Genomic DNA, 23,692 nt, shown 5'->3' with positions numbered 1-23,692 from the left:
TCATTCTCCTGCGTTCTCAGCTGCGGTTTTCGGCCGGAGCGGGAAGAAGGGAGCCGGTGACGGACCGGCGCTTGTCGAGATATTTGCGGGCGGCCGCGGAAACGTCGGCGACCGAGACATGATCGATGCGGCTCGGCCATTCCTGGACGTCGGCCAGCGACTGGCCGTTGACCATGACCGTGCCGACGATCCGCGCCAGCGTCGCCTGACTGTCCTGCGCATAGATGGCCGCCGCGCGGGTGCGCTTCTTGGCGCGGTCGAGCTCGTCCTGCGTGATGCCGTGATCGCGAATATCGGTGATCGCCGCGTCGATGGCGGCGCCCAGCCGGTCGAGCGATACGTCGCCGCGCGGAACGGCGAAGATGCCGAAGCGGCCGTAATCCAGCCCGTCGCCGGAATAATAGGCGCTGGCTGAATTGGCGATGCCCTGCTCGATGACGAGCGAGCGATAGAGCCGGCTGGTCGGCCCACGTCCGAGCACATCCGCCAGGATGTCGAGCGCTTCGGCCTCGCCGGGGGCCGCATTCGGATAGGACGGCGCCAGATAGCTGCGCGACAGGGAAGGCTGGGTCACCCGCTCGTCATGCAGCGTCACAGTCCGCTCGGCGATCGGCGGCGGCTCCTTGGCGCGCTGGCGTGGTCCCGGCTCGGAACGGCGCGGCACCCGGCCGAAGGTCACATCGGCCTGGCGGCGGACTTCGTCGGGCGTCACATCGCCGGCAATGACGAGGATGGCGTTGTTGGGGGTATAATAACGTTGATATTGGGCGAGCGCGTCCTCGCGCGTCAGGCCCGCCATCTCATGCTCCCAGCCAATGGTCGGGATGCCGTAATGATGGTTCTGGAACAGCGCCGCATCCATCGCCTCGGCGAGGAGCGCGCCGGGATCATTGTCGATCCGCATGCGGCGCTCTTCCAGGATGACGTCGCGCTCCGGCAGGACGACCGCATCGGTGAGGACGAGCCCCTCCATCCGGTCCGCCTCGAAGGCCATCACCGTGCCGAGCTGGTCCTTGCCGATCGTCTGGTAGAACGCCGTCGCATCATTGGTCGTGAACGCGTTCTCGGCGCCGCCACCTTCCGAAACCTTGGACGAGAATTCGCCGGCAGGATGCTTGGCCGTGCCTTTGAACATAAGATGTTCGAGGAAATGCGCGATACCGGACTTGCCGATCGGATCATCCGCGGCACCGATGCGATACCAAACCATACTGGTCACGATGGGCGCCCGGTGATCCGGCACCACGACGACCTGCATGCCGTTCTCGAGCATGAAGCTCACGGCATCCGGCGCGATGCGCGCGGAGGTCGCCTGAGGTGCGGAGGCCGGTTGCTCGGCACCAAAAGCAGCAGTCGCCCCCGTCAAAAAGGCGACAAAGGCAGCAGCGCGCAATGCTGACGACGCAACACTGGAAACTCGACAAAAGCGTGAAGCCATCGATCCTCGGCGCTCGCGGTGGCGTACCCCCGATAAGCAGCCTAGGCATTTCCGTCACTAATCGCGAGGATAAATTGTCGCAGCTAGCGAATATAACGGAAAAATAACAACTGCGAATCGCCGGCTTCGCGCCGCTCGACCAGCTCCAGCCCTGCGATCGGCGCAATTTCCGCAGCCGCCACTTCCTCCAGCACGACCAGCGCGCCGGGCTTCAGCCAGCCCCCCGAAACGAGCTCGGCGAGCGCGAGGTCGCCAAGGCCACGCCCATAGGGCGGATCGGCAAAAGCGAGATCGAAAGGCCCGAGCGTACCGGCGGGACCGAGCTTGGTCGCGTCACGCCGGAACAGTTTCGTGCGTCCCGTGAGGCCCAGTGCCTCGATATTCTCGCGGATCAGGCCGCGCGCCTCGACGCCTTCCTCGATGAAGACGGCATAGGTGGCGCCGCGCGACAGCGCCTCGATGCCGAGCGCGCCGGTGCCGGCGAAGAGATCGAGCACGCGGGCGCCAGCGACGATGTCGTCATAGCCATGGGCCAGCACATTGAAGAGGCTCTCACGCAGGCGATCGGATGTCGGCCGGATCGCTTGCGTGCGCGGCGCCGCGAGCGCGCGGCCACGAAATTCACCGGCGACGATCCGCACGACCCTGCCCGCTCCTGCCACCGCCTGAAGGCTTGCCACCAAAGGGCTTGCCGTCCGGCGATCTTCCGCCCGACGGCCTGTCCCCGGCCGGCTTGCCGCCGGAAGGTCTGCCGCCCCGTCCGCCCGATGGCTTGCCGCCGCGCCCACCTGGCCGCTCGCCGCCGAAATGGTCCGCGCCGGGCTTGCTGTCCGCGCGAGACCTGCCTTCCGAACGAGGCTCGCCTTCCGAACGAGGCTTGCCGCCAAATTCCGCCCTGCGCGCGCGGCCGCCGCGCGGCTCGCGCTCGTCCGAACGCGCCTGGTCCGGCCTTGTGCGGCTCATCGGCCCTTCAAAGGCACGGCCATCGCGCGGCCGATCTTCCAGCCGGCTTTCGCCCGCGGCGCCGGCGCGTGGCCTGCGACCGCCCGGCTTGAAACCGCCCGAGCGCTCTATGCCATCATCCGGCCGCTGGGCCCGGCCCTGCGACCGCGGCCCTGCGCCACGCGCGCCTTCCGAAGGTTCACCGAATCGTTCGCTCTCGCGTCCCCGTCCGGAAGACGGGCGCTTCGGCCTGAATTCGCGCTCGCCCTCCGATCCGGACTGAGCACGGCCGGCGCGACGGCCATGCGGCCTGGCGGCGGCCGGCGCTTCCTCGACGGGAGCGGCAGGGCGCTGATCGCGGCGCGGCGCCGGGCGGCGGGGCTCGTCTTCCAGTTCGCGCAAGGGCGCATCGAAATCGGCGCCCGAATCGTTGGCGAGCTTCGGACCGAGCTGGTCGCGCAATACGCGGCCACGGATTTCAACCGCCTGACCCTCGGGCAGGTCGCCGAGCTGGAACGGGCCATAGGACACACGAATCAGGCGGCTCACCTCGAGGCCGAGGCTGGCCAGGACCTTCTTCACTTCGCGGTTCTTGCCTTCGCGCAGGCCGAGCGAGATCCAGAGATTGGTGCCCTGGATACGATCGAGCGTCGCCTCGATCGCGCCATACATGACGCCGTCGATCGTTACGCCGTCCTTGAGCTTGTCGAGATCGGGCTGCAGCACCTCGCTGCCCCAGGCGCGGACGCGGTAGCGGCGCAGCCAGCCCGTCGACGGCAATTCGAGCACGCGGGCGAGGCCGCCATCATTGGTGAGGAGCAGAAGCCCCTCCGTATTGATGTCGAGACGGCCGACGGCGATGACGCGCGGCAGGTGATCCGGCAGCGAATCGAAGACGGTCGGCCGGCCTTCCGGATCGCGCGCGGTCGTCACCAGCCCGCGCGGCTTGTGATAGAGCCAGAGGCGCGTGCGCTCCTTCTGCGGCAACGGCTTGCCGTCGACCTCGACCACATCGTTCGGGCCGACATTCACGGCCGGGCTCGTCAGCACCTTGCCATTGAGCGCGACACGGCCTTCGGTGATCCAGCGCTCGGCGTCACGGCGCGAGCAGAGGCCGGCGCGGGCGAGCACCTTGGCGATCCGATCGGCCTGATCGTCGACCGTTGCGCCGGCTTGCGCGGCGCCATCCTTCATGCGTTTCTTCGGCGGCTTCATCTTTTCAGTCCTTGAAGCCGATCCTTAGAGCATTTCGAAGGGCGCTGGATATGGGGCCCATGAAGAAATGCCAGAAAATCGCCCCGAACATCGATCCATGAACCCGGTTTCAGCAAAAGAGCATGAGCGGCGTCCGACCATCCTTCATGAATGCCGCCCTTGATGAAGCGCGAAAAGCCGAAGCACGCGGCGAAGTGCCGATCGGCGCCGTGATCGTGCGCGATGGCGTGATCATCGCCGCCGACGGCAATCGCACGCTCGAACTCAAGGATCCGACGGCGCATGCCGAGCTGCTGGCGATCCGCTTCGCCTGCACGGCGCTCCAATCCGAGCGACTGCCGGACTGCGATCTCTATGTGACGCTGGAGCCCTGCCCGATGTGCGCGGCGGCGATTTCGTTCTCGCGCATCCGCCGGCTCTATTACGCCGCCGGCGATCCCAAGGGCGGCGCGGTGGAAAACGGCGTGCGCCTCTTCAACCAACCGACCTGCCACCACGCGCCCGAGGTCTATGGCGGGATCAGCGAGCGCGCGGCGGCCGAGATGCTCAAATCGTTCTTCAAGGCGCGGCGATAGCCGACCAGGCTCCGCGCCGGCTCCACGGTGCGCGCTTCCCGGATCGCATCCGATCATGCCCGTCGTCCCGACGACAAGCATCACGGCTTCGTCTCAAGGCCCGGCGATCAATCGCCTCGGGCCAGGTCCCTCGGCAGCCTGCCTGTCGTTCCAGTTCAGCAGACTGCAGCGATCGATCGACAGGCACCCGCAGCCGATGCAGTCCGCCAATCCATTCCGCAAGCGCTGGAGCAGGGCAATCCGCGCATCGAGTTTTTCTGCCCACCGGGACGACATCAACTCCCAGTCTTCCCGCGAAGGCGAGCGGTCCTTGGGCAGTTGTTCGAACGCCGCGCCGACTTCCGCCAGTGAAATCCCCAATTCCTGTGCAATGCGGATGATCGAGACGCGACGCAGGACGTCTCCCGCATAGCGGCGCTGGTTGCCGAGTGTGCGATTGCTGCGGATCAGGCCCTTGGATTCGTAAAAATGGAGTGCCGATACGGCGACGCCTGCCCGGGCCGCCAACTGCCCAACCGTCAGTTCCCGCGCCATGGAATCCTCTTGACCTCGAGTTTGGTTGAGGTTGTACCCGTCTTGCGTTTCCAACGAAAGACCGGACCATGACTAAACTGCATATGCCAAGGATTGACGGGCTGTACGAGACGCATTTGACCGTTTCCGATCTGGCCCTATCGACGGATTTCTATCGCGACGTTGTAGGCCTGGAACTGGCTCGGCTGTTTACGGATAGACGGATCGCGTTCTTCTGGATCGACAGCAAGAAGACGGGCATGCTGGGACTCTGGGAAACCGGAAGCGGGCCGCTGCGCATGCGTCTGCACCTTGCATTCCGGATGAGCCTGGAGGGGGTGCTCGCTTCGGCTGCCGCGCTGAAATCGCGCGGCGTGGCGCCGCTCGGCTTTGCGGGCCAGCCTGTCGACGAGCCAGAAGTTATCGGCTGGATGCCCGCCGCTTCGCAGTATTTTTCTGACCCCGACGGTCACTCGCTCGAGTTCATTGCCGTGCTCGACGATGCTCCCGATGTGCAATTCGGGGTCGGCCCCTATTCCAAGTGGCTCGGCCGCTAGTCAGGTTGTCATTGCGGCAGGGGAATCGGTATCCCGCTCGATGGCACTCATCGGTGCCGTTCGCAGCCCCCGCGGCAGGAATGAGACCAGGGCGTGGGAGCGCCACAGCGGCGCGCGTTGTAGGCTCGCCGCGGACCGCCCGAGCACGATCTGGAGCCTTGATGCGACCGTGCGGTCGGCCGCACGGCGCGGGCGATGGCCGATAGGGAGGGCGGATCGATCCGCCCTCCCGATTTTTTCCGGCTTCGCTCAGCCCTTCACGAAGGCCAGCAGATCGGGGTTGATCACGTCGGCATGGGTGGTCAGCATGCCGTGCGGGAAGCCCGGATAGATCTTGAGCGTGCTGTTCTTGACCAGCTTCGCCTGCAGCACGGCCGCATCCTTGTACGGGACGACCTGATCGTCGTCGCCCTGAAGAACCAGGGTCGGCACGGTGATCGCCTTGAGGTCGTCCGTCTGGTCGGTCTCGGAGAAGGCCTTGATGCCTTCATACTGGGCGATCGCGCCGCCCATCATGCCCTGGCGCCACCAATTCTGGATGATGCCCTGCGAGACCTTCGCGCCCGGCCGGTTGAAGCCGTAGAACGGGCCCGAGGCGACGTCGAGATAGAACTGGGCGCGATTGGCAGCCAGCGCGGACCGGAAGCCGTCGAACACCGCGATGGGCGTGCCATCGGGATTGCTGGCGGTCTTCAGCATCAAGGGCGGAATGGCCGAGACGAGCACCGCCTTGGCGACGCGGCCCTGCGGCTGGCCAAAGCGCGCCACGTAGCGAGCGACCTCGCCGCCACCCGTCGAGTGCCCGATATGGACGGCATTCTTGAGGTCGAGATGCTCGACCACGGCCGAGGCGTCGGCGGCGTACTGCTCGATCGTGTTGCCACTGTCGACCTGCGACGAGCGGCCGTGGCCACGGCGGTCATGGGCGACGACGCGATAGCCATTCGCCAGGAAGAACAGCATCTGGGCGTCCCAATCATCGGCCGAAAGCGGCCAGCCATGATGGAAATGGATCGGCTGGGCGTCCTTCGGACCCCAATCCTTGAAGAAGATTTCCGTGCCGTCCTTGGTCTTGATGAAGCCGCTGCTCATGAGAGTCTCTCCTTTGGAAGTGTGGCTGGATGTGGCGGTCTGGGCGAATGCGCCACCGCCGGGAAGCATGGTCGACGCAGCGAGAACGGCTGTTCCGGCAAAAACGTCCCGCCTGGTGGGGCGGAAGCGTGGAGCGGGTGGGGACGTGATCATCTGCATCCCCCTCACTTGATCCACGATCCACGGATCGCTTCGTGTCGATCCGACTGGTGGGAAGCGCAGACGCGCTGCGCAGATGTCATCGTCCTCATGGCCCTTGTCTCCGGTGCGGTGAACTCGCATGGACAAGGTAGGCGGCGGACGGCTCCGGCTGAATCCTACACACGGTTCGAGGCGTCATACAAAGGTATCAAGCGCCTAAGCGATTGCTACATCTGGCTTTTCGCCCGAGATGGTGCATTCGCCGACAGCTGGCGATGGCGCGTGGCTCATACCAGCCGGGAGGCAGTCAGGGGGAGCTCGGAGGGCCGGTAACAGGCCGCGATGCCTTCGCGGATGGCGCCGGGGGGCGCTTCAGCGCCACGCACAGGCGAAGGATCGACGGCCGCTCCGGCAGGGCTGTTGAGGCTGGTGTGGACGGTGCGGTGCGTGGGCTGCTGCGCCGCTGCGCATGGCCGCGTACAAACAAAAAGGGCGCGGCTTGCGCCGCGCCCTTCCTGAACTAGTCGAGTGACAGGGACTTCTTAGAAGTCCATGCCGCCCATGCCGCCGCCGCCCGGCATCTGGGGAGCGCCAGCGTCGCGCTTCGGCAGATCGGCGACGAGCGCCTCGGTGGTGACGATCAGCGAAGCGACCGAAGCCGCATCCTGCAGAGCCGTACGAACGACCTTGGTCGGGTCGATGATGCCGGCCGCGACGAGATCGACGAAGGTCTCCGACTGAGCGTCGAAGCCGAACGTGTCACCCTTGTTCTCGAGAACCTTGGCAACGACGATCGAACCCTCGACGCCGGCGTTCTCGGCGATCTGACGGATCGGAGCCTCGAGCGCGCGGAGCACGATCTTGATGCCGGCCTCGACGTCCGAATTGTCGGACTTCAGCTTCTCGACGGCGCGCTTGGCGCGCAGCAGAGCGGTACCACCGCCGGGGACGATGCCCTCTTCGACAGCCGCGCGGGTCGCATTGAGCGCGTCATCGACGCGGTCCTTGCGCTCCTTGACTTCGACTTCCGTCGCGCCGCCGACGCGGATGACCGCGACGCCGCCTGCGAGCTTGGCGAGACGCTCCTGGAGCTTCTCCTTGTCGTAGTCCGAGGTCGTCTCTTCGATCTGAGCCTTGATCTGGTTGACGCGGGCTTCGATCTCTTTCTTCTTGCCGGAGCCGTCGACGATGGTCGTGTTCTCCTTGGAGATCGTGACCTTCTTGGCGCGGCCGAGCATGGCGAGCGTGACGCTCTCGAGCTTGATGCCGAGATCTTCCGAGATCACCTGGCCGGCGGTGAGGACGGCGATGTCCTCCAACATGGCCTTGCGGCGATCACCGAAGCCCGGAGCCTTGACGGCTGCGACCTTGAGGCCGCCACGGAGCTTGTTGACGACGAGCGTGGCCAGAGCCTCGCCCTCGACGTCTTCCGAGATGATCAGGAGCGGCTTGCCCGACTGGACGACGGCTTCCAGGACAGGAAGGATCGCCTGCAGGTTCGACAGCTTCTTCTCGTGCAGGAGGATGTAGGGATCCTCGAGCTCGGTGACCATCTTCTCGGCGTTGGTGATGAAGTACGGCGACAGGTAGCCGCGGTCGAACTGCATGCCTTCGACGACTTCGAGCTCGGTCTCAGCGGTCTTGGCTTCCTCGACGGTGATGACACCCTCGTTGCCGACCTTCTGCATCGCCGAAGCGATCATCTGGCCGATTTCCTTCTCGCCATTGGCGGAGATGGTGCCGACCTGAGCGACTTCTTCCGAAGTCTTGATCTTCTTCGAGCGCTTCTCGAGATCCTTGACGGCCTCGGAGACGGCGAGATCGATGCCGCGCTTCAGGTCCATCGGGTTCATGCCAGCGGCAACGGCCTTGGCACCTTCCTTGACGATCGCCTGGGCGAGCACCGTGGCGGTCGTGGTGCCGTCACCAGCGATGTCGTTCGTCTTCGAAGCGACTTCGCGGACGAGCTGGGCGCCGAGGTTCTCGAAACGATCCTCGAGCTCGATCTCCTTGGCGACGGTGACGCCGTCCTTGGTGATGCGGGGCGCGCCGAAGGACTTCTCGATGACGACGTTACGACCCTTGGGGCCGAGCGTCACCTTGACGGCATTGGCGAGGATATCGACACCGCGCAGCAGCTTTTCGCGCGCGTCGGCCGAGAATTTTACGTCTTTAGCAGCCATTGAATCAGTTCCTTTTCAGGGTGTTGCGGGCAATAAAAAACCGCGTGAAGGAGAATTCCTTACGCGGCCTTCTTGCCGGCAGCCTTGCCGTCGATGATGCCGAGGATGTCCGACTCCTTCATGATGAGGAGTTCTTCGCCATCGATCTTGACTTCCGTGCCCGACCACTTGCCGAACAGGATACGATCGCCAGCCTTGACGTCGAGCGCGACGAGCTTGCCGGCTTCGTCACGAGCGCCCGGACCAACGGCGACGACTTCGCCTTCCTGCGGCTTTTCCTTGGCGGTGTCGGGGATGATGATGCCGCCAGCAGTCTTCTCTTCCGATGCAACGCGACGGACGACGACGCGGTCATGCAGAGGACGGAATGCCATGTTTGTTCTCTCCTCGCGAGGGGGCTCCCGCATGGGGGTGCGCCCGATTAGTTCGATCGTTAGCACTCATTCCAACCGAGTGCTAACAGGCGACCTGCATCTAGGTCTGGGGCTCGATATTGTCAAGGAGAGCGGCTGCGCCTCACCGGCCGTTTTTTACCCCGCCGGGCTCCCGCATGGCCCGGCCCCAGGCCGCCGCGAGGGCAGCTAGACCCATTCCGCGCTCGGCGTTTCCCGGGCAAGATCATCAATCGCCTCCTCGAGGCGCGCCACGAAACGTTCGCCCGTGCCGGTCATCGCCGACCCGATGACGACGTCGCAGAAGAATGGGACGGGAAGATGGTCGCCCTTCGGCAGCACGCGACCGAAGCCCTTGAGGAAAACGGGGATAACGGGCACCTCGGGCCGCCGGCGCGCAATATGGCCGATGCCGCGCTTGAACGACTGGCGCATTTCCGGCTCGCCGCGCGACCCTTCTGGAAAGAAGATCAGGATCTCGCCGCGATCGAGCGCCGCCAGCGCCGGCGCGAGCGGGTCCGCGCCACCCTTGGCCGCGCCGCGCTCGATCGGCAGGATGCCGATCAGGTCGACCGCCAGCCATTTCAGCCAGCGATTGCGCAGGAAATAGTCCGCCGCCGCGACCGCATGGATGCGCGAGAGCTGGCGCAGCGGGAAGAGCGACATCAGCGCGAGCGTATCGAGATGGCTGTTGTGGTTGGCGGCCAGAATGACCGGCCCGTCCTTCGGCAGCCGCTCGCGATGGCGCACGGATAGCCCGATCGCAACCAGGAGGAAGGGGCGCACGAGCAGCCCGAAGAAGGCCACCCGCAGCACGGCACGGGCGCGAAGGCGTGCGGAATGGAGCGTCAGGCGCACGGTCACGGCTCAGAAATAGAGATAGCGGACCGCATGGAAGAACAGCGGCGCGGTGAAGACGAGGCTGTCGATGCGATCGAGGATCCCGCCATGGCCCGGCAGCATGGTGCCGGTGTCCTTGATGCCGAGGTCGCGCTTCACCGCCGACATGACGATGTCTCCGAAGAAGCCGGCGGTGGCGATCAGTGCCCCGACCAGCGCGGCATGGAGCGGCATGATCGGCGTGATGGTGGGTGCGAGCAGCGTCGACAGCAACGTCGTGGCGAGCAGCCCGCCGACGAAGCCTTCCACCGTCTTGTTGGGCGACACCTTGGGCGTGATCTTGCGGCGGCCGAATGTCCTGCCGGCGATGAACTGCGCGACATCGTTGAATTCGGTCGCGATCAGCAGGAACAGCAGCAGCCCCTCCCCCGTTCCGGCCGGCGCCTGGGGCGGCGGCACGGCGATGAGGAAGGCCGCGTGGCTGACGGCGAAGACGGTAATCATCAGCCCCCAATGCAGCGTGCCCGCCGCCTTCAGGAAGCCGGTCGTCTCGCCGCGCAGCACCATGGCTGCCGGCAGGATCAGGAACATGTAGACCGGCACGAAGATGACGAACATGCCGTACCAGCCGATCCCGACCCAGCGATACTGGATCGGCACCGCGAGATAGGCGACGAGGAGCACCACCCGGTCCGCCTTCCGGGTCGGGATCATCGTCAGATATTCCTTGAGCGCGACGAAGCTCACAAAGGCGAAGAGCACGACCATCGCCGTGCGGCCGAGCAGGAAGGCCGCGACGAGGACGAGCACCATCACCCACCAGCTGCCGATTCGTGCCTTGAGTTCGGCTGATTTCTCGATCGCCTTGGCATCATCGGCCGGCACCGGGCGAAACCAGGCGAACAGCGTCGCGACCACGAGACCGAGCATGACGATGGCGAGCGTCGCCACCAGCTCCAGCGGCAGGCCGAACATCATGAAGCGGAAGGCGATATCGGACATCACACGCTCCTGAGGGCCGAGCGGGCGCGATTGACCGAGGTCAACACCGCGAGTGCGGCGAGACCGCTCATGACCGCATCGATCCACCAGCCGCCCGGCATGCCGAGCGCCGCGGCGAAAGCGAGTGTCCCGATGGATGCAGCACGGTCGGACTTGCCCATCGGCCCATCATAGCGCCGTTCGCCCGTGATCGTCTGGCCGACGACGCCGACAAATTCGGTGAGCACCGCCAGCACGACGAAGAGGACGATCGGCAATCCATGCGCGCCGAAGGGAGCCAGGGCCGGCACGAGGGCGAGATAAAGCGCGGCATCGGAGACGACGTCGCCGGTTTCGTTCAGCATCGCGCCGAGCCGGCTCTTCTGGCCGTGTTCGCGCGCCAGCATGCCGTCGATGGCGTTGAGCGCCATGCGCAGGAAGAGCACCAGCGGCAGGATCAGCAAGCTGGCGCGATGGCCCGCCAGCAGGACGAGCGCGCCACCGCCGGCGACAGAAAGGAGCGCCGCGGCGATCGTGACCTGATTGGCCGTGACGCCGGACGCCGCGAGCGTGCGGACGAGCGGTCGCAGAAGGGCTTGAAAGCGTGGCTTCAGGTCGTAGACGGATGCCATTGGGTCAACCACGCGAGCGGGGCCGGGCGACGCCCGGCCGGTCCGCATGTCAACATCACGGCCAGCCCGTCCAGGCTATGAGGCCCGTCACATCAGGAGATGGTCAATGGCAGCTCGATCGGGGCCGACTTGCCGGTGGCCTCATCCGTAACCTTGAGCACCAGCACATAGACGCCGGGTTTCAGATCGGGGAGCTGGAAACCGACCGTAATCTGGAATTCACGGCTGCGGCTCAAGCCGGTCTTCTCCAGCGGCGCCGGGTTGGGCGAACGCGCGAGGATCTGGCCGCTCTGGTTGCGGATCTCGATCTCGGTCTTGAAGGCAATCCGGTGGCCGGTGGCCGTAACCGTCGAGCCGAAGCCGACCGGCTCGGCATAGATCTTCAATTCGCTCTTCGGCGCGAAGGTCGTGCCCTCGTGAGCGACATAGTCGCCAAAGCCGTTGACCTTGTCGACGAAGACCGCCTTGCGGAAGCCGAGCGGCGCCGTCTTCCAGAATGCCTCGATGGACTCGTCGAAGGCGGCGACCGCTTCGTCGACCTTGCCAGCCGCAAGCAGCTTCTCCGCCTCGGCCGCCTTGTCGGCGGCTTCACCGGCCGACGCCCCCGTCGCGACGCCGAATGTGGCAAGCGCCATCGCGCAGGCCAATGCGATCCCGGAAACCCGGGACCCCCGTTCCTTCATGACGATACCCCTCGTTTGGCGCGCAAGCGCGCCCGTCTCAACCCTTCCCGGCCGAACATGCCGTTCTACCGCGCTGCACGCAAGCGTTTCGGTGGCTCAGTCGGCCCTGACGGGAAATGCGGTTAAGCCGTTCTTCTCTCAAGCCAAGCCTGGCGCTTGCGATAGATCGTCGAGGGGCTGATTTCGAGCGCGGCCGCGGCGCGCGCAATGTTGCCGCTATAGGCGCCGACCGCGCTCTCGATGATCGAGCGCTCCTGCTCCCAGAAGGGCGCGATCGGATCGGCTCCACGCCCCGCCTTGGCGGGCTGGCCAGGACGGCTCGGCGTCTCGCCGCGTATGGTCGGCGGCAGCATGGGGGCCGTCACTTCGCGGCCCTGATGCAGCACCACCATGCGGCGGATCGCGTTCTGCAGCTCGCGGACGTTGCCGGGCCAGTCGTGGCGCATCAGCAGGTCGGCGGCCTCGATCGTGAAGCCCTCGAAGCCCCGCGCCTCCTCGGCGGCGTAGCGCTGCAGGAAGCTGGTGGCGAGATCCATGATGTCGCTGCCGCGATCGCGCAGCGGCGGCAGATGGATCGGCAGCACATGCAGGCGATAGAACAGGTCCTCGCGGAAACGACCGGCGGCGATCTCGGCGAAGGGATCGCGGTTGGTGGCGCTGACGATGCGGACATCGACGCGGCGCACGGTTGCATCGCCGACGCGCTGGACCGTGCCGCTCTGGACGAAGCGGAGCAGCTTGGCCTGCAGGGCGAGATCCATCTCGCCGATCTCATCGAGGAACAGCGTGCCGCCATCGGCCATCTCCGCCGCGCCCGCCCGCGTCTCGGTCGCGCCCGTGAACGCGCCACGGACATGGCCGAATATCTCGCTTTCCATCAGGTCGCGCGGGATCGCGCTGCAATTGATCGCGACGAACGGCTTCCCCTCGCGGCCGGAGCGCGCATGGATCGCCTCCGCGCAAAGCTCCTTGCCGGTGCCGCTTTCGCCCGTGACGAAGACCGGCGCCCGCGAGGGCGCGATCCGCTCGATCTGGTCATAGACGGCGCGCATCGCCGCCGAGCGGCCGATGAAGCCGGAAAAGCCGTCGCGATTGGATGGCGCGGCAGGCGTGCGGGCCGGTGTGCTGCGCTCCGCCCTACCCCATCCGGCGATCGCCGCCTCGATCCGCTCGATCAGCGTCGCCGGACCATAGGGCTTGGGCAGGAAATCGACCGCGCCGGCACGGATCGCGGCCACGGCCGCATGAACCGACCCCCGCGCGCTAGTGACGATGACCGAGGCGGAACCGCCCGCAAGAGCGGAAAGCGCCTCGGCGCCGCCCAGCGTTTCCATGTCGGCGACAACGATGGACTGCCCCGCCTCGCCGGACAGGCATTCGAGCGCCTCGGCCCGCGTCGCGACAGCGTGGGACTGCATCAGCGGCCCGGGCCGCGATGCCAGATGCGCCGCAACCATCCGGCGCTGCACCGGATCGGCATCGACGATCAGAATATGAACGGGCTCTTGCGAACCCTCGGCGAACCCCATTCAGGAAGACCCCTCTCCCGTCGCGGTACTCTTCCCGCGATGGATCGATCATTCTCCGTACAGGGTAAACAAAGGGTTCCGATCGGCACGAAAAGCCCGTCCGCTCATTCCCGGACGGTCATAGACCGGCTGCGTCAGCCGCGGTGACGAGACGACGGACCAGATCGGGATTGGGCACCAGGCGCGACAGCTCGGCCGTCGGATCGGCGACGAGAGCCGGGAACTGCACCCGCATCTCGGCGCGGATCGCCGCCGCCTTGGCCGCATCACCGCTGCGATCCGCCGCGATCAGCCGCAGAACAGGCGTCAACGGATTGGCCGAGAGATTCGTCCGCGCCAGATAGGTCCGCATGCCCGCCGTGTCGCCGGCCTGGAATGCGGCCAGCCCGCGATAGAGATCGTACCAGCCGGGATAGGCAGCATTGGCCTCGGCCGATTGGTTGATCTGCGCCATGCCGCGCTCATAATGCCCCTCGACGATCAGCACGCGGCCATAGTCGGCAATGATGTCCGTATCGAGCGGATTGAGGGAGACGGCCTTGGCGCCCGCCTCGAGGGCGCGGTCGAAGCGACCGGCGGCGAAATAGGCATTCTGGAGGGCTTCATGCGCGCGGGCGCTGGTCGGCGCGAGCTGGACGGCGGTCGTCGCAGCCTGTAATGCGCGCTCCAGCGCCGGTGTGCCCGTCCGTGGATTGAAGCCGAAGCGCTCCTCGTCGACATAGAAGAACGCGAGTTGCGCGAAGGGCAGCGCATAATTGGGATAGCGACGCGTCAGGGCCTCGAGGCAGCTACGCGCGGCGGCATGATGCGCCGCATCGAAATTCCGCCAATAGTCGAATGCCTTGATCACGCAGGCGAAACCATCATCGGCGCTGTCAGTCCGGGCGAGCCGATCCGCCATCACGACGCCGTAAGGCTGCACGATCTCGACGACGATGTCGCGCATCAGCCGATCGATCGGTCCGGCGGGATGGGCGGGATCGCGCGGGGCCGTGAAACGGCCCGACCAGACGACCCGGCCGCTCGCACGGTGGACCAGCAGCGCGGAAGCGACAATGCCGTTCGAGCCCTCCTCCACCGAGCCCCGGACGACATAGTCGGCGTCGCCTTCAGGCCGGGTGACGACCGTAACCTCGTCGAAGCGCGCCATGGCGGTCGCCACGCGCGCGCGAAAGCGATCGCCAGAGAGGCCCTCTATCGCCAGATCATTGGCGATAGTGAAGGTGTCGACATAGATGCGCGGGGCCGTCGGGCGGTTGGCCGCGATCGGCGTCATCAGATTTTCCAGCCCTGATGACATCCTCGGGGCGGGCGAGAACCACCAGTACGCCAGGGCCGCCAGCGCCAGTACCATGATGGCGAGGAGAAGCATCAGCCACAGCCGACCGAGCCCCCGCTCGCCCGGTTCCTGCGCTATCTCGACGGCCGGCATCGGCGCGGCCGAACGCTCGAAGCGGGGAACATAGGTCCCGCGCGGGATGTCGATGCGGAGCGGCGCGGTCGCCCCTTCGCCCTCATAATAGGCGGCGAGCGCCCGGCGCAGCCGGCCCGCCTCGACCCGCACGATCGGATCCATCGCCGGATCGAAGCTCTCCGGCCGGCCGAGCGCCTCGGTCGCGATCGAATAGGCCTTGATGCGGTCAGCCTCGCCGGCCAGCACCTTGTCGACCACATAGGTCAGAAAGGCGTTCAGCTGCCGCGATGCGGAAAAGACGGGGCATCGCTTAATCGTGGCGACGGCCGCGCGGATTTCATCCGGGCTGATCGCATTGTCCATGGGGGGATCGGCGGCGTAGACCGGAAGGCTCATGGCTGGGCCCGATCGCCGATGCCGGCCTTGGCCAGCGCGCTGTCCAGGCTTACCGCAAATGGGGTGTCGGGAAAGAGCCGCGCCAGTGCCGCATGGCGATCCGTCGCGAAGAGCGGCGCCACGGCCTTCAAATCCTGAACCGCCTTCTCGCGCTCGGGAACCTGCCCGGCGTGATCGAGCGCGATCAACCGCGCCACCGCCTCATAAGGCGTAGAGGCAACGTCGGCGGCCACCGGCTCGGCCGTCGCGTCCGACAGCGTTCCCATCTCGAGCCGCGCCAGGAAATCGAGGGCGTCATAGGTGGCAACATGGGCCGGGTCGAGCGACTGTCCCTCCTGCGCCTCTGTCCAGGCCCGCTCGGCATCGCCGGCGGTGAGCAGGACGAGCGCCTGTTGCGCGCGCAGGAGCGGATCGAACGGATTGGCGGCCAGGGCACGCTCACCCATGCGCTGCGCGGCGTCGAGATCCCCCTTGTGGAACGAAACCGACTGCACCGCCCACATAGCCCGAACATTGGCCGGTTCACGCTCGAGCGCGTGTCGCGCAGCCGTTTCCGCCGTCGCGAAGAGCATGGCCGCGCGGCCGGCGTCCGGCTCGCGCCGATAGGCAGCGAGATACAGCAACGCCTGCGATGCGAGCCCGTCGGCAAAATCCGGATAGGCGACCAGCATGTCCCTCAAACACGTATCGAGCCTCTGCCAACTGCCGTCATCCATGCGGCCCGTATGGAGCTGAGCCTCGATCAGGCAGCGATAATCATCGGCCGATCGCAACTGCGTGTTGCCGTCGCGGCCGCCCAGATAGCGTGCTATCGCGCCAAATTGTGGAGCGATTGCGATCGTCGCCCCTTCGACCAGCCGATCAAGGCCGTCACCTTCGAGAAAGTCGGTGATCGGCAGCTCGACGGCGGTGCTCCAGATGACTTCGGACGTCGCCAGGGCTGCCAGGCGGAAGGCGACGGTCGCGACGCCGCCTGAGACCGTCACCTCGCCCTCGAGCTGGAAATCCGCCGACTGGTCCGGATCGGCGATGACGCGGAGCTCGGGAAATCGGGCGAGTGCGATGGTGAGGTCCGAGGCCAGCTGGTCGACCCGCTGGTTGACCTGCCCGCTTGGCGGCCGTTCGAAGCGCTCGACCTTGACCGCCGGCATGGGCGGCTCTTCGCCATCGACGCTCACCGAAGGGGGCGAAACCGCGACCGGCACATCGCTGGTCGTCGGGCCGGCGCTGCGATCGGCGATCACCAGCCCGATAATGCCGAGGCCCACGAGAACGAGCGCACCGAGGATCGGCAGCCAATGGCCGCGGTTCGGCGCGTCCGGCGGCGGCTCGGCCTCAGTGCCATTTCCGTTTACGTCAGCCCAATCGAACCGCGGCACATAGGAGCCACGCTCCACGACCAGCCTTATCCGATCCTCGGCACCAGCCCCGGCATAATAGGCGGCGAGCGTGCGGCGCAGCCGATGGGCCTCGACGCGAACGATCGGATCGCGCTGCGCATCAAAGCCCGGAGCGCGACCGAGCACAGCGACCCCGACATTCTGTCCTTTGAGCAAATGCGCCTGACCGTCGAGCTTGGCCTCGACGATGTAGCGCAAAAATGCGCTCAGCTGCGGCGTGGCCTGGAATTCGGCGCTTGCCAGCACGCGCGCCAACTCAGCGCGAACGAGTTCATCCGAAGGCGGCAAGCTTCGCGTCTCCCTGGCCGATCCTGTCGGCTCCTTGACCATGTACCGCCCCTGTCGAACTGCGCGCCGCCGCTTCCCTCCCCCAGACCGACAAAGATTTTACCTGTTAAGTCTGCACCATGCCATAGCGGCGGCGAGGCGTGCACCAAGGTCCACAAGAAGAATGCACCGCACTCTTTCGATGCTTCGGCAACTTTTTCCAAGTATTATCTCTGGATGAATTCGTAATATTTTGCGGACAGGCCAGCCGACCCTTTGATTCGGGACGCTCATCGTTACGTCCGGTGAATTCATCAGACAAATGATCATCAACCCGTCGGGGTGACCTGATGGCCGCTGCAACCACCGAATGACCGAATGTCGGCGTGACGGGCCGACGATCACGCCACCGAAACACCATGCGTTTGGTCGCTCTGCATTCCGCCCTCCGATCGCGCCCTCCCTCGCATGGGGTCTCTCCTGCGGAGAATGATCGCATTCCGGCTATTTCGACGCGGTCATTGCTTGACCCTCGCGCGCGGAACCAATACGCCCGCGCCATGACCAACTCGATCTCCCCGCCCCGCATTGCTGGCCTCTCCGCGTTGAGCCCGCTCTACCCCGTCCTGCTGTGCGACGTCTGGGGCGTTCTGCACAATGGCGTCGTTTCGTCGCCGCCCGCGCGCAACGCGCTGCTGCGCCACCGCGAGGCGGGCGGCACGGTCGTCCTGATCACCAATGCACCGCGTCTCAGCCCCTTCGTCGTCGAGCAGATCAGCGATCTCGGCGTCGAGCCGGAATGCTATGACGCAATCGTCACCTCCGGCGACGTCACCCGCGCCCTGCTCGCAGCGCGCGGCCCGGTCAAGACGCTGCATATCGGAACCGATCAGCATCTGACGCTTTATGACGGGCTCGATCTCGAACTGGTCGAGGCCGATGCGGCGGAGATCATCTCCTGCACCGGGCTCTATGACGACGAGCAGGAAAGTCCGGATGATTATGATGCGATGCTGAAGAGCCTCGCAGCCCGCGGCCTGCCGATGATCTGCGCCAATCCCGACATCGTCGTCGAACGCGGGCACAAGCTGATCTGGTGCGCCGGGGCGCTCGCCGAACGCTACCGCTCCTTTGGCGGCACGACCTTCATCGCCGGCAAGCCGCATGCGCCGATCTATGACGAGGCGCTGACCCAGGCCGCACGGATTCGCGGCGACGCGATCGCGCGCGAGAGAGTGCTCGCGATCGGCGACGGCGCGCCGACCGATCTCAAGGGCGCCTACAGCCAGGGGCTCGACGTGCTGTTCGTGAGCGGCGGCATCCACGCCGCAAGCTTCGGACCGGCCGCCAACCCCGATGGCGCCGCCGTCAGCCGCTTCATGAGCGAGGAAAAGCTCGGCGCACGCGCCTATCTGCCGAGCCTCGTCTGGTGAGGCCGGTCATGGCGCTCTCGCGTCAGCCGGCCGGCTTGACCATGTCGTGGCGAACGGTCAGTTTCCGCCGGCGGCGGCCGCAAGGACGCCTTGGCATCGAGAGCTCTCCGCCCGGAACAGAACCATGACAGCCAGTGTGTCTCTCCCCGCGGCCCCGCTCGTCCCCCTCGAGGATTTTCCCGAGCATCTGCGGGGCAGCGTGCTCGCGATCGGCAATTTTGACGGCATGCACCAGGGCCATCATGCCCTGTTCGATGCGGCGCGCGCGGAAGCCGCCCGTCGTGGCGCGCCGGCGCTGATGCTGACCTTCGAGCCGCATCCGCGCGCCGTCTTGCGGCCCGACCTGCCCTTGTTCCGCCTGACGCCGCTCGACACCAAGGCGCGGCTCGCAGCCGCATTCGGGCTCGACGGCGTGGTCGTCGTGGCTTTCAACCGCGCCTTCGCCGAGACGAGCGCCGCGGATTTCGTATCGCGCATTCTGGTCGAGCGCCTCGGCATTGCGGCCGTCGTGGTCGGCCATGATTTCCAGTTCGGCCATGATCGCCTCGGGACGCCCAATTTCCTCGCGCGCGAAGGCAGCCGGTGCGGCTTCGCCACGGATGTCATCGACGCGGTGACGAGCGCCGATGGCGCGCCCTATTCCGCCACCAGCATCCGTCTGGCGCTGGAGAGTGGCGATGTCGCAACGGCCAATCGCGAGCTCGGCTATCGCTGGTTCGTCACCGGAACGGTCCAGCATGGCGACAAGCGCGGCCGCGAACTCGGCTATCCGACCGCCAATGTACGCCTGCCGGCCGATTGTGGCCTGGCACTCGGCATCTACGCCGTCACCCTGACGCGCGCCGACGGCACCACGCTTCCCGCCGTGGCGAGCTATGGCAAGCGGCCGACCTTCGACAATGGCGCCGTGCTCCTCGAAGTCCATGTCTTCGATTTCGCGAGCGATCTCTATGGCGAGGAAGTGGCGGTCACGTTCCATGCCTTCCTGCGCGGCGAGGAACGCTTCACCTCGATCGAAGCGCTGATCGCGCAGATGGATCGTGACTCGATCGCAGCGCGCGCCATATTGGCGGCGGCCGGGCCCGGCAGCGCCGTCGATCGCGCACTGGCCAATATTGCACCGCCGCGGCATGTTGCCCAATCCGGCCCAATCGCCTAGAAGACGCCTTGGGGTGAGACTGCTTGGAGCCGTGCCGGAATTTTGCCCGGTTCTGGTCCTTTAATACCGCAAGCGATTGCTGCGTGCCGATTCGGGTGCGCCGAGGAGTCACCGATCGATATGCCCGCATCGAATGTTCAGCGTCTTCTTGCTTTTCCGGCTGGAGCCCTTCTCGTGGCCGGTCTTGCGGGATGTTCCGGGACGACCTACGGAACCGGAATATCGCCCGAGCAGCAGACAATCGAAGATGTCGTGAGCATTGCGAGCCTCGGCAGCAAGGACAAGCCGCCGATCGACTACCGCCCGCGCGGTGGCATCGTCGCGCCGCCGACGACGGACCTGCCAGCCCCGGGCTCCAACACCACCACGGTCGCCAACGACCCGAACTGGCCCAAGGATCCGGACGCCGAACGGCGCCAGCGCAAGGCCGCCGAGGCCGCGGCGCCTTTGGACCAGCAGTCGCCCAACTTCGTCCTGCCCGCCGGACAGACGACGTATACGATGGCAGCTGCCAATACGCCTGCACAAGACGAGGCGGCCAAGAAGGCTGCCGGCCAGCAGGCCTGGCTCGACAAGCGCAAGAGCAAGGGCGGTTCCTATGACGCCAATGGCAACCCCACGCGCAAATATCTGACCGAGCCGCCGGTCGCCTATCGCGAGCCCGATCCCAACGCGCCCGTTGCCGAGCCGCCGAAGCAGAAGACCAAGTTCGACATTTCGAAGCTCTGGCCCTTCTGAGTCGGAATGCGTCGCAGACCTGCGATCGCATGAACGATCGCGCCGCTCGGCTGCCTGTGGTGCCGAGTGCTTGCCAGGGCTGATCGGTGCTTTCAGTCCTATCGCGTCTTTTCCGACCGATGACCGGCGCGCCTGAGCGCTGAGGGCGGCGACGATCCGTATGCCCATGCCTGAATGCAGCGCAGCGTGGCCGTTGCACACTGTCATCTTCCGGTAATGTTGCAGCAATCTCGCCGTCAGATGCGCTTTCCCATAGTCTCGGCACGAGCGGGTTCGCCGAACCGGAGAGAGTTATGCTGAAATTGAAGTCCTTGAAGACACTCCTGCGGACCATCGGCAGGACCGCGCTGCCCTATTATCGATCCGATGAAAAATGGTTCGCGCTCGGCATGCTCGGCCTCGTCATCGGCCTGCAGCTCTTCGGCGTCTGGCTCGATGTCCGCTTCAACCGGTGGAACAATGATTTCTACACGGCGCTGCAGCAGAAGGACTGGACCGCCTTCGCCTACCAGATGTTCGTTGTCTTCTCCTGGATCGCCGCTCTCTCCATCATCTCGGGCGTCTACCAGACCTATCTCTCGCAATGGCTGCGCATCCGCTGGCGCAAATGGATGACCGGTCGGTATCTCTCCGACTGGATGGGCAATGGCACGCATTACCGCATGCGGCTTTCCGGCAACCCGGCCGACAACCCCGACCAGCGTATCGCCGAGGACACGCAGCGTTTCGTCGACGGCACGCTGTCGATCGGCGTGGCGCTGCTCGGCCAGATCGTGACACTCGTCTCCTTCATCGTCATTCTCTGGAACATGTCGGCCTCGAACCCGATCGTCCTGTTCGGCCAGAGCTATGTCATTCCCGGTTATCTCGTCTGGACGGCGCTCATCTATGCCGTGGTCGGCACGATCCTCGCCCATCTGATCGGCAAGCCGCTCGTCAAGCTGAACTTCGACCAGCAGCGCTATGAGGCGGATTTCCGCTTCGCGCTGATCCGCAACCGCGAAAATGGCGAGGAGATCGCGCTCCTTAAGGGCGAGCCGGCCGAACGCGCCACCCTCGGTCATCGCTTCAACCACGTCGTGGGCAATTTCTACGACATCATGATCCGCCAGAAATGGCTGAACTTCTTCCAGAGCGGCTATACGCAGGTCGCGGTCATTTTCCCCTTCATCGTCGTCAGCCCGCTCTACTTCTCCGGCACGCTCGAACTCGGCGGCCTGATGGCGACCGCCTCGGCCTTCGGCATGGTGCGCAGCGCACTCTCCTTCTTCGTGACCGCCTATGACACGCTGGCCGACTGGAAGGCCGTGGTCGATCGTCTCGACGGCTTCGAGAAGGCGCTCGGCAAGGCCGTCGCCGAGGAGAAAGTCGGCCCCGCGCTCGCCGCGGACCGCGCGGATCGCGACCTCGCCATCCGCGATCTGGTCGTCCGTCTGCCCGATGGCCGCGAAATCGTCGACGTCCCGGCGCTCACCTTCGCCCCCCGCGAACGCGTCCTCGTCACCGGTCCGTCGGGCTCCGGCAAGACCAGCCTCTTCCGCGCGCTTGGCGGCATCTGGCCATTCGGGGGCGGCGGGGTTCATATTCCGGCCGGCGCGGATCTGCTGATCCTGCCGCAGCACGCCTATATGCCGCTCGGCACTCTCAAGACCGCGCTCGCCTATCCGGCACCTGAGGCGGATCTCGCCGATGCCGACGCCGAGACGATGCTCGAACTGGTCGGCCTGGCCGGACTTGTCCCGAGCCTGCATGAGGCCGCGAATTGGGGCAACCGCCTTTCGGGCGGCGAACAGCAGCGCATTGCGATCGCTCGCGCCCTGATCGCCAAGCCCGACTGGCTGCTCCTCGACGAGGCGACGAGCGCGCTCGATGAAAAGGCGGAGGCCGACGTCTATGGCTTGATCCGCCAACGCCTGCCGGAGACGACGATCATCTCGATTGGCCACCGCTCCAGCCTGGCGGCGCTGCATGACCGCTTCCTGCAGCTCGTGGAGAAGGAAGGCGGTCGCCACACCGTCGTCGAGGCAAAAGCACCTGTGCTCGCGCCCGCGTGAGCACAACATGTCTTGAAATCAAGAAGGTGTGGAACTGTGCACGCCGATTGAACAGTGTGTAGAGATTTGCCAGCGTACACCTGACAATCAGAATGCTGTAGAGCTTCGTCATCTTGTCCCTGACTGGAGTTCGTCATGTCCGACACCTCGTCGCAGAAGTTGATCATTCCCGCCCTTGGCGGCCTCTATAACGCTACGCCGTTCTTCGAGGCGGTGCTGCGCGTCGCCGTGGGCCTCTGGCTGATGCCGCATGGCGCGCAGAAGCTGTTCGGCATGTTCGGCGGCGGCGGCATCGAGGGCACGGCCGGCTTCTTCGCGCAGATCGGCCTTCAGCCGGCAGTGCCGCTGGTCATCCTCGCCGGCCTCGGTGAGTTTGTTGGCGGCCTCTTCCTGGCGATCGGCTTCCTGACCCGCCCGGCCGCGGTCGTGACCACCTTCCTGCTCGCCGTCGCCGTCTTCAGCGTCCATATCGGCAATGGCTTCTTCGCCCAGGGCGGCGGCTTCGAATATCCCGGCCTCTGGTTCTTCGCCTCGCTCTACTTCGTCTTCCGCGGCGGCAACGAGTATTCGGTCGACGCCAAGCTGGGCCGCGCCTTCTGATCCAGGCACGTTCAAAGTGAATAAGGCCGCTCTTCGGGGCGGCCTCCGACCACTGACAGACCCCGTCATTTTTGGCGGGGTTTTGTTTTGTCTGACTTCCCGGCTGAGCCGGCGGCAGAAGTGGCTCCGGTATCGACGTATCGGCGGCAGCGGAACCTCGGATACACGCGAGATCGTCGGCATCTTCCTGATAGTCTGGCCGTTGCTGCCAGCAGGCGCTCTATCACTTTCCGACGAAGCAGGCGTTATTGAGTGGTCTGGTTGAGGCGCATCTTTCTGGGATAGAGGCATCTGCGGGGCTGACGGGCGAGGGTGTATGGCCTGATGGTCGGAGCGTGGCGTTGGCGCTTTTGCGTTCGTGCTGGGGGAAGTCTGGTGGCGACCGGGATCGTGCGCTGGGTTTTCTGGCGGCGATGGCGGAGACGCCTTCGTTGTTGGATCCGATCCGGGCTCACAATCGTCGGATTGTTTCGAGCCTGCGACGTGCGCCGTCGCCTGATGTTGCGTTGATCGCGTTT

At 65.6% G+C, this 23,692-nt stretch carries 22 protein-coding genes; 8 read left to right on the top strand and 14 right to left on the bottom strand.

The window, feature by feature from the left end; all coding sequences use genetic code 11:
* Positions 1-16: 16 nt before the first annotated feature.
* From QO014_RS21845 to QO014_RS21835, 3 genes are all read right to left on the bottom strand, one after another.
* Complete coding sequence (locus QO014_RS21845; RefSeq protein ID WP_266351162.1) at positions 17-1,273, bottom strand: M16 family metallopeptidase; 1,257 nt, start codon at positions 1,271-1,273, stop codon at positions 17-19.
* Positions 1,274-1,521: 248 nt separating this feature from the next.
* Positions 1,522-2,079 (bottom strand): 16S rRNA (guanine(966)-N(2))-methyltransferase RsmD, encoded by a 558-nt coding sequence (rsmD, locus tag QO014_RS21840; RefSeq protein ID WP_266350883.1) that lies wholly within the window; start codon positions 2,077-2,079, stop codon positions 1,522-1,524.
* Positions 2,060-3,595 carry a pseudouridine synthase gene (locus tag QO014_RS21835; RefSeq protein WP_266350882.1) on the bottom strand — a complete coding sequence of 512 codons (1,536 nt, stop codon included), beginning with the start codon at positions 3,593-3,595 and terminating at the stop codon, positions 2,060-2,062. Before QO014_RS21835 ends, rsmD begins: the two co-directional genes overlap by 20 nt.
* A 122-nt stretch (positions 3,596-3,717) precedes the next feature.
* On the opposite strand from QO014_RS21835, the gene QO014_RS21830 reads away from it, so the two are divergent.
* Positions 3,718-4,170 carry a nucleoside deaminase gene (locus QO014_RS21830; RefSeq protein WP_266350881.1) on the top strand — a complete coding sequence of 151 codons (453 nt, stop codon included), beginning with the start codon at positions 3,718-3,720 and terminating at the stop codon, positions 4,168-4,170.
* Between the two features lie 93 nt (positions 4,171-4,263).
* Here the strand turns inward: QO014_RS21830 and soxR are convergent, their stop codons facing one another.
* On the bottom strand, positions 4,264-4,704 hold the full coding sequence (gene soxR, locus QO014_RS21825) for a redox-sensitive transcriptional activator SoxR (RefSeq protein WP_266350880.1): 441 nt from the start codon (positions 4,702-4,704) through the stop codon (positions 4,264-4,266).
* Between the two features lie 68 nt (positions 4,705-4,772).
* Between soxR and QO014_RS21820 the strand changes: the two genes are divergently transcribed.
* Complete coding sequence (locus tag QO014_RS21820) at positions 4,773-5,240, top strand: VOC family protein (RefSeq protein WP_266350879.1); 468 nt, start codon at positions 4,773-4,775, stop codon at positions 5,238-5,240.
* Between the two features lie 249 nt (positions 5,241-5,489).
* On the opposite strand, the gene QO014_RS21815 is transcribed toward QO014_RS21820, so the two are convergent.
* From QO014_RS21815 to QO014_RS21770, 10 genes are all read right to left on the bottom strand, one after another.
* On the bottom strand, positions 5,490-6,332 hold the full coding sequence (locus tag QO014_RS21815; RefSeq protein WP_266350878.1) for an alpha/beta fold hydrolase: 843 nt from the start codon (positions 6,330-6,332) through the stop codon (positions 5,490-5,492).
* Between the two features lie 683 nt (positions 6,333-7,015).
* Positions 7,016-8,656, bottom strand: a complete 1,641-nt coding sequence (gene groL, locus QO014_RS21810; RefSeq protein WP_266350877.1) for a chaperonin GroEL — start codon at positions 8,654-8,656, stop codon at positions 7,016-7,018.
* Positions 8,657-8,715: 59 nt separating this feature from the next.
* Positions 8,716-9,030, bottom strand: coding sequence for a co-chaperone GroES (gene groES, locus QO014_RS21805; protein ID WP_266350876.1), 315 nt, complete (start codon positions 9,028-9,030; stop codon positions 8,716-8,718).
* A 207-nt stretch (positions 9,031-9,237) separates the two neighbouring features.
* Positions 9,238-9,906, bottom strand: coding sequence for a lysophospholipid acyltransferase family protein (locus tag QO014_RS21800; RefSeq protein WP_266350875.1), 669 nt, complete (start codon positions 9,904-9,906; stop codon positions 9,238-9,240).
* Between the two features lie 9 nt (positions 9,907-9,915).
* On the bottom strand, positions 9,916-10,890 hold the full coding sequence (locus tag QO014_RS21795) for a phosphatidate cytidylyltransferase (RefSeq protein ID WP_266350874.1): 975 nt from the start codon (positions 10,888-10,890) through the stop codon (positions 9,916-9,918).
* The gene (locus QO014_RS21790; RefSeq protein WP_266350873.1) at positions 10,890-11,501 is read right to left on the bottom strand and encodes a CDP-alcohol phosphatidyltransferase family protein; all 612 of its coding nucleotides are present in this window, start codon (positions 11,499-11,501) and stop codon (positions 10,890-10,892) included. Before QO014_RS21790 ends, QO014_RS21795 begins: the two co-directional genes overlap by 1 nt.
* Positions 11,502-11,593: 92 nt before the next feature.
* On the bottom strand, positions 11,594-12,136 hold the full coding sequence (locus QO014_RS21785; protein ID WP_266350872.1) for a hypothetical protein: 543 nt from the start codon (positions 12,134-12,136) through the stop codon (positions 11,594-11,596).
* A gap of 170 nt (positions 12,137-12,306) precedes the next feature.
* Complete coding sequence (locus QO014_RS21780; protein ID WP_266350871.1) at positions 12,307-13,713, bottom strand: sigma-54-dependent transcriptional regulator; 1,407 nt, start codon at positions 13,711-13,713, stop codon at positions 12,307-12,309.
* Between the two features lie 118 nt (positions 13,714-13,831).
* The gene (locus QO014_RS21775) at positions 13,832-15,523 is read right to left on the bottom strand and encodes a tetratricopeptide repeat protein (protein ID WP_266350870.1); all 1,692 of its coding nucleotides are present in this window, start codon (positions 15,521-15,523) and stop codon (positions 13,832-13,834) included.
* Positions 15,520-17,211, bottom strand: a complete 1,692-nt coding sequence (locus QO014_RS21770) for a tetratricopeptide repeat protein (protein ID WP_266350869.1) — start codon at positions 17,209-17,211, stop codon at positions 15,520-15,522. Before QO014_RS21770 ends, QO014_RS21775 begins: the two co-directional genes overlap by 4 nt.
* Before the next feature lie 539 nt (positions 17,212-17,750).
* Between QO014_RS21770 and QO014_RS21765 the strand changes: the two genes are divergently transcribed.
* The 6 genes from QO014_RS21765 to QO014_RS24615 all read left to right on the top strand — a co-directional run.
* Positions 17,751-18,623 (top strand): TIGR01459 family HAD-type hydrolase, encoded by an 873-nt coding sequence (locus tag QO014_RS21765; RefSeq protein ID WP_266350868.1) that lies wholly within the window; start codon positions 17,751-17,753, stop codon positions 18,621-18,623.
* Between the two features lie 124 nt (positions 18,624-18,747).
* Entirely contained in the window at positions 18,748-19,782 is a 1,035-nt protein-coding gene (locus QO014_RS21760; protein ID WP_266350867.1) for a bifunctional riboflavin kinase/FAD synthetase, read from the top strand.
* 252 nt (positions 19,783-20,034) lie between these two features.
* On the top strand, positions 20,035-20,520 hold the full coding sequence (locus QO014_RS21755; RefSeq protein WP_266350866.1) for a hypothetical protein: 486 nt from the start codon (positions 20,035-20,037) through the stop codon (positions 20,518-20,520).
* A 293-nt stretch (positions 20,521-20,813) separates the two neighbouring features.
* A complete protein-coding gene (locus tag QO014_RS21750; protein ID WP_266350865.1) occupies positions 20,814-22,574 on the top strand; it encodes an ABC transporter ATP-binding protein/permease in 1,761 nt (586 codons plus the stop codon).
* Between the two features lie 135 nt (positions 22,575-22,709).
* Positions 22,710-23,174, top strand: coding sequence for a DoxX family protein (locus QO014_RS21745; protein WP_266350864.1), 465 nt, complete (start codon positions 22,710-22,712; stop codon positions 23,172-23,174).
* 335 nt (positions 23,175-23,509) lie between these two features.
* Positions 23,510-23,692: hypothetical protein (locus tag QO014_RS24615; protein ID WP_370877202.1), on the top strand; the 183-nt coding region annotated here is incomplete at its 3' end.

The organism is Kaistia dalseonensis, from assembly GCF_030814715.1.
Lineage (GTDB): Bacteria > Pseudomonadota > Alphaproteobacteria > Rhizobiales > Kaistiaceae > Kaistia > Kaistia dalseonensis.
The sequence above is the reverse complement of the archived record's forward strand: the minus strand, read 5'-3'. Positions and strand labels throughout refer to the sequence as shown.

What these genes read in the sequence shown, in the direction of transcription:
- QO014_RS21815 (WP_266350878.1), bottom strand. Translation starts at nt 6,332, where the DNA reads ATGAGCAGCGGCTTCATCAAGACCAAGGACGGCACGGAAATCTTCTTC.
- QO014_RS21760 (WP_266350867.1), top strand. Translation starts at nt 18,748, where the DNA reads ATGACAGCCAGTGTGTCTCTCCCCGCGGCCCCGCTCGTCCCCCTCGAG.
- QO014_RS21835 (WP_266350882.1), bottom strand. Translation starts at nt 3,595, where the DNA reads ATGAAGCCGCCGAAGAAACGCATGAAGGATGGCGCCGCGCAAGCCGGC.
- QO014_RS21745 (WP_266350864.1), top strand. Translation starts at nt 22,710, where the DNA reads ATGTCCGACACCTCGTCGCAGAAGTTGATCATTCCCGCCCTTGGCGGC.
- QO014_RS21795 (WP_266350874.1), bottom strand. Translation starts at nt 10,890, where the DNA reads ATGTCCGATATCGCCTTCCGCTTCATGATGTTCGGCCTGCCGCTGGAG.
- groES (WP_266350876.1), bottom strand. Translation starts at nt 9,030, where the DNA reads ATGGCATTCCGTCCTCTGCATGACCGCGTCGTCGTCCGTCGCGTTGCA.
- QO014_RS21775 (WP_266350870.1), bottom strand. Translation starts at nt 15,523, where the DNA reads ATGAGCCTTCCGGTCTACGCCGCCGATCCCCCCATGGACAATGCGATC.
- groL (WP_266350877.1), bottom strand. Translation starts at nt 8,656, where the DNA reads ATGGCTGCTAAAGACGTAAAATTCTCGGCCGACGCGCGCGAAAAGCTG.
- QO014_RS21765 (WP_266350868.1), top strand. Translation starts at nt 17,751, where the DNA reads ATGACCAACTCGATCTCCCCGCCCCGCATTGCTGGCCTCTCCGCGTTG.
- QO014_RS21845 (WP_266351162.1), bottom strand. Translation starts at nt 1,273, where the DNA reads ATGCTCGAGAACGGCATGCAGGTCGTCGTGGTGCCGGATCACCGGGCG.
- QO014_RS21830 (WP_266350881.1), top strand. Translation starts at nt 3,718, where the DNA reads ATGAGCGGCGTCCGACCATCCTTCATGAATGCCGCCCTTGATGAAGCG.
- QO014_RS21790 (WP_266350873.1), bottom strand. Translation starts at nt 11,501, where the DNA reads ATGGCATCCGTCTACGACCTGAAGCCACGCTTTCAAGCCCTTCTGCGA.
- QO014_RS21780 (WP_266350871.1), bottom strand. Translation starts at nt 13,713, where the DNA reads ATGGGGTTCGCCGAGGGTTCGCAAGAGCCCGTTCATATTCTGATCGTC.
- QO014_RS21820 (WP_266350879.1), top strand. Translation starts at nt 4,773, where the DNA reads ATGACTAAACTGCATATGCCAAGGATTGACGGGCTGTACGAGACGCAT.
- soxR (WP_266350880.1), bottom strand. Translation starts at nt 4,704, where the DNA reads ATGGCGCGGGAACTGACGGTTGGGCAGTTGGCGGCCCGGGCAGGCGTC.
- QO014_RS21785 (WP_266350872.1), bottom strand. Translation starts at nt 12,136, where the DNA reads ATGGCGCTTGCCACATTCGGCGTCGCGACGGGGGCGTCGGCCGGTGAA.
- QO014_RS21750 (WP_266350865.1), top strand. Translation starts at nt 20,814, where the DNA reads ATGCTGAAATTGAAGTCCTTGAAGACACTCCTGCGGACCATCGGCAGG.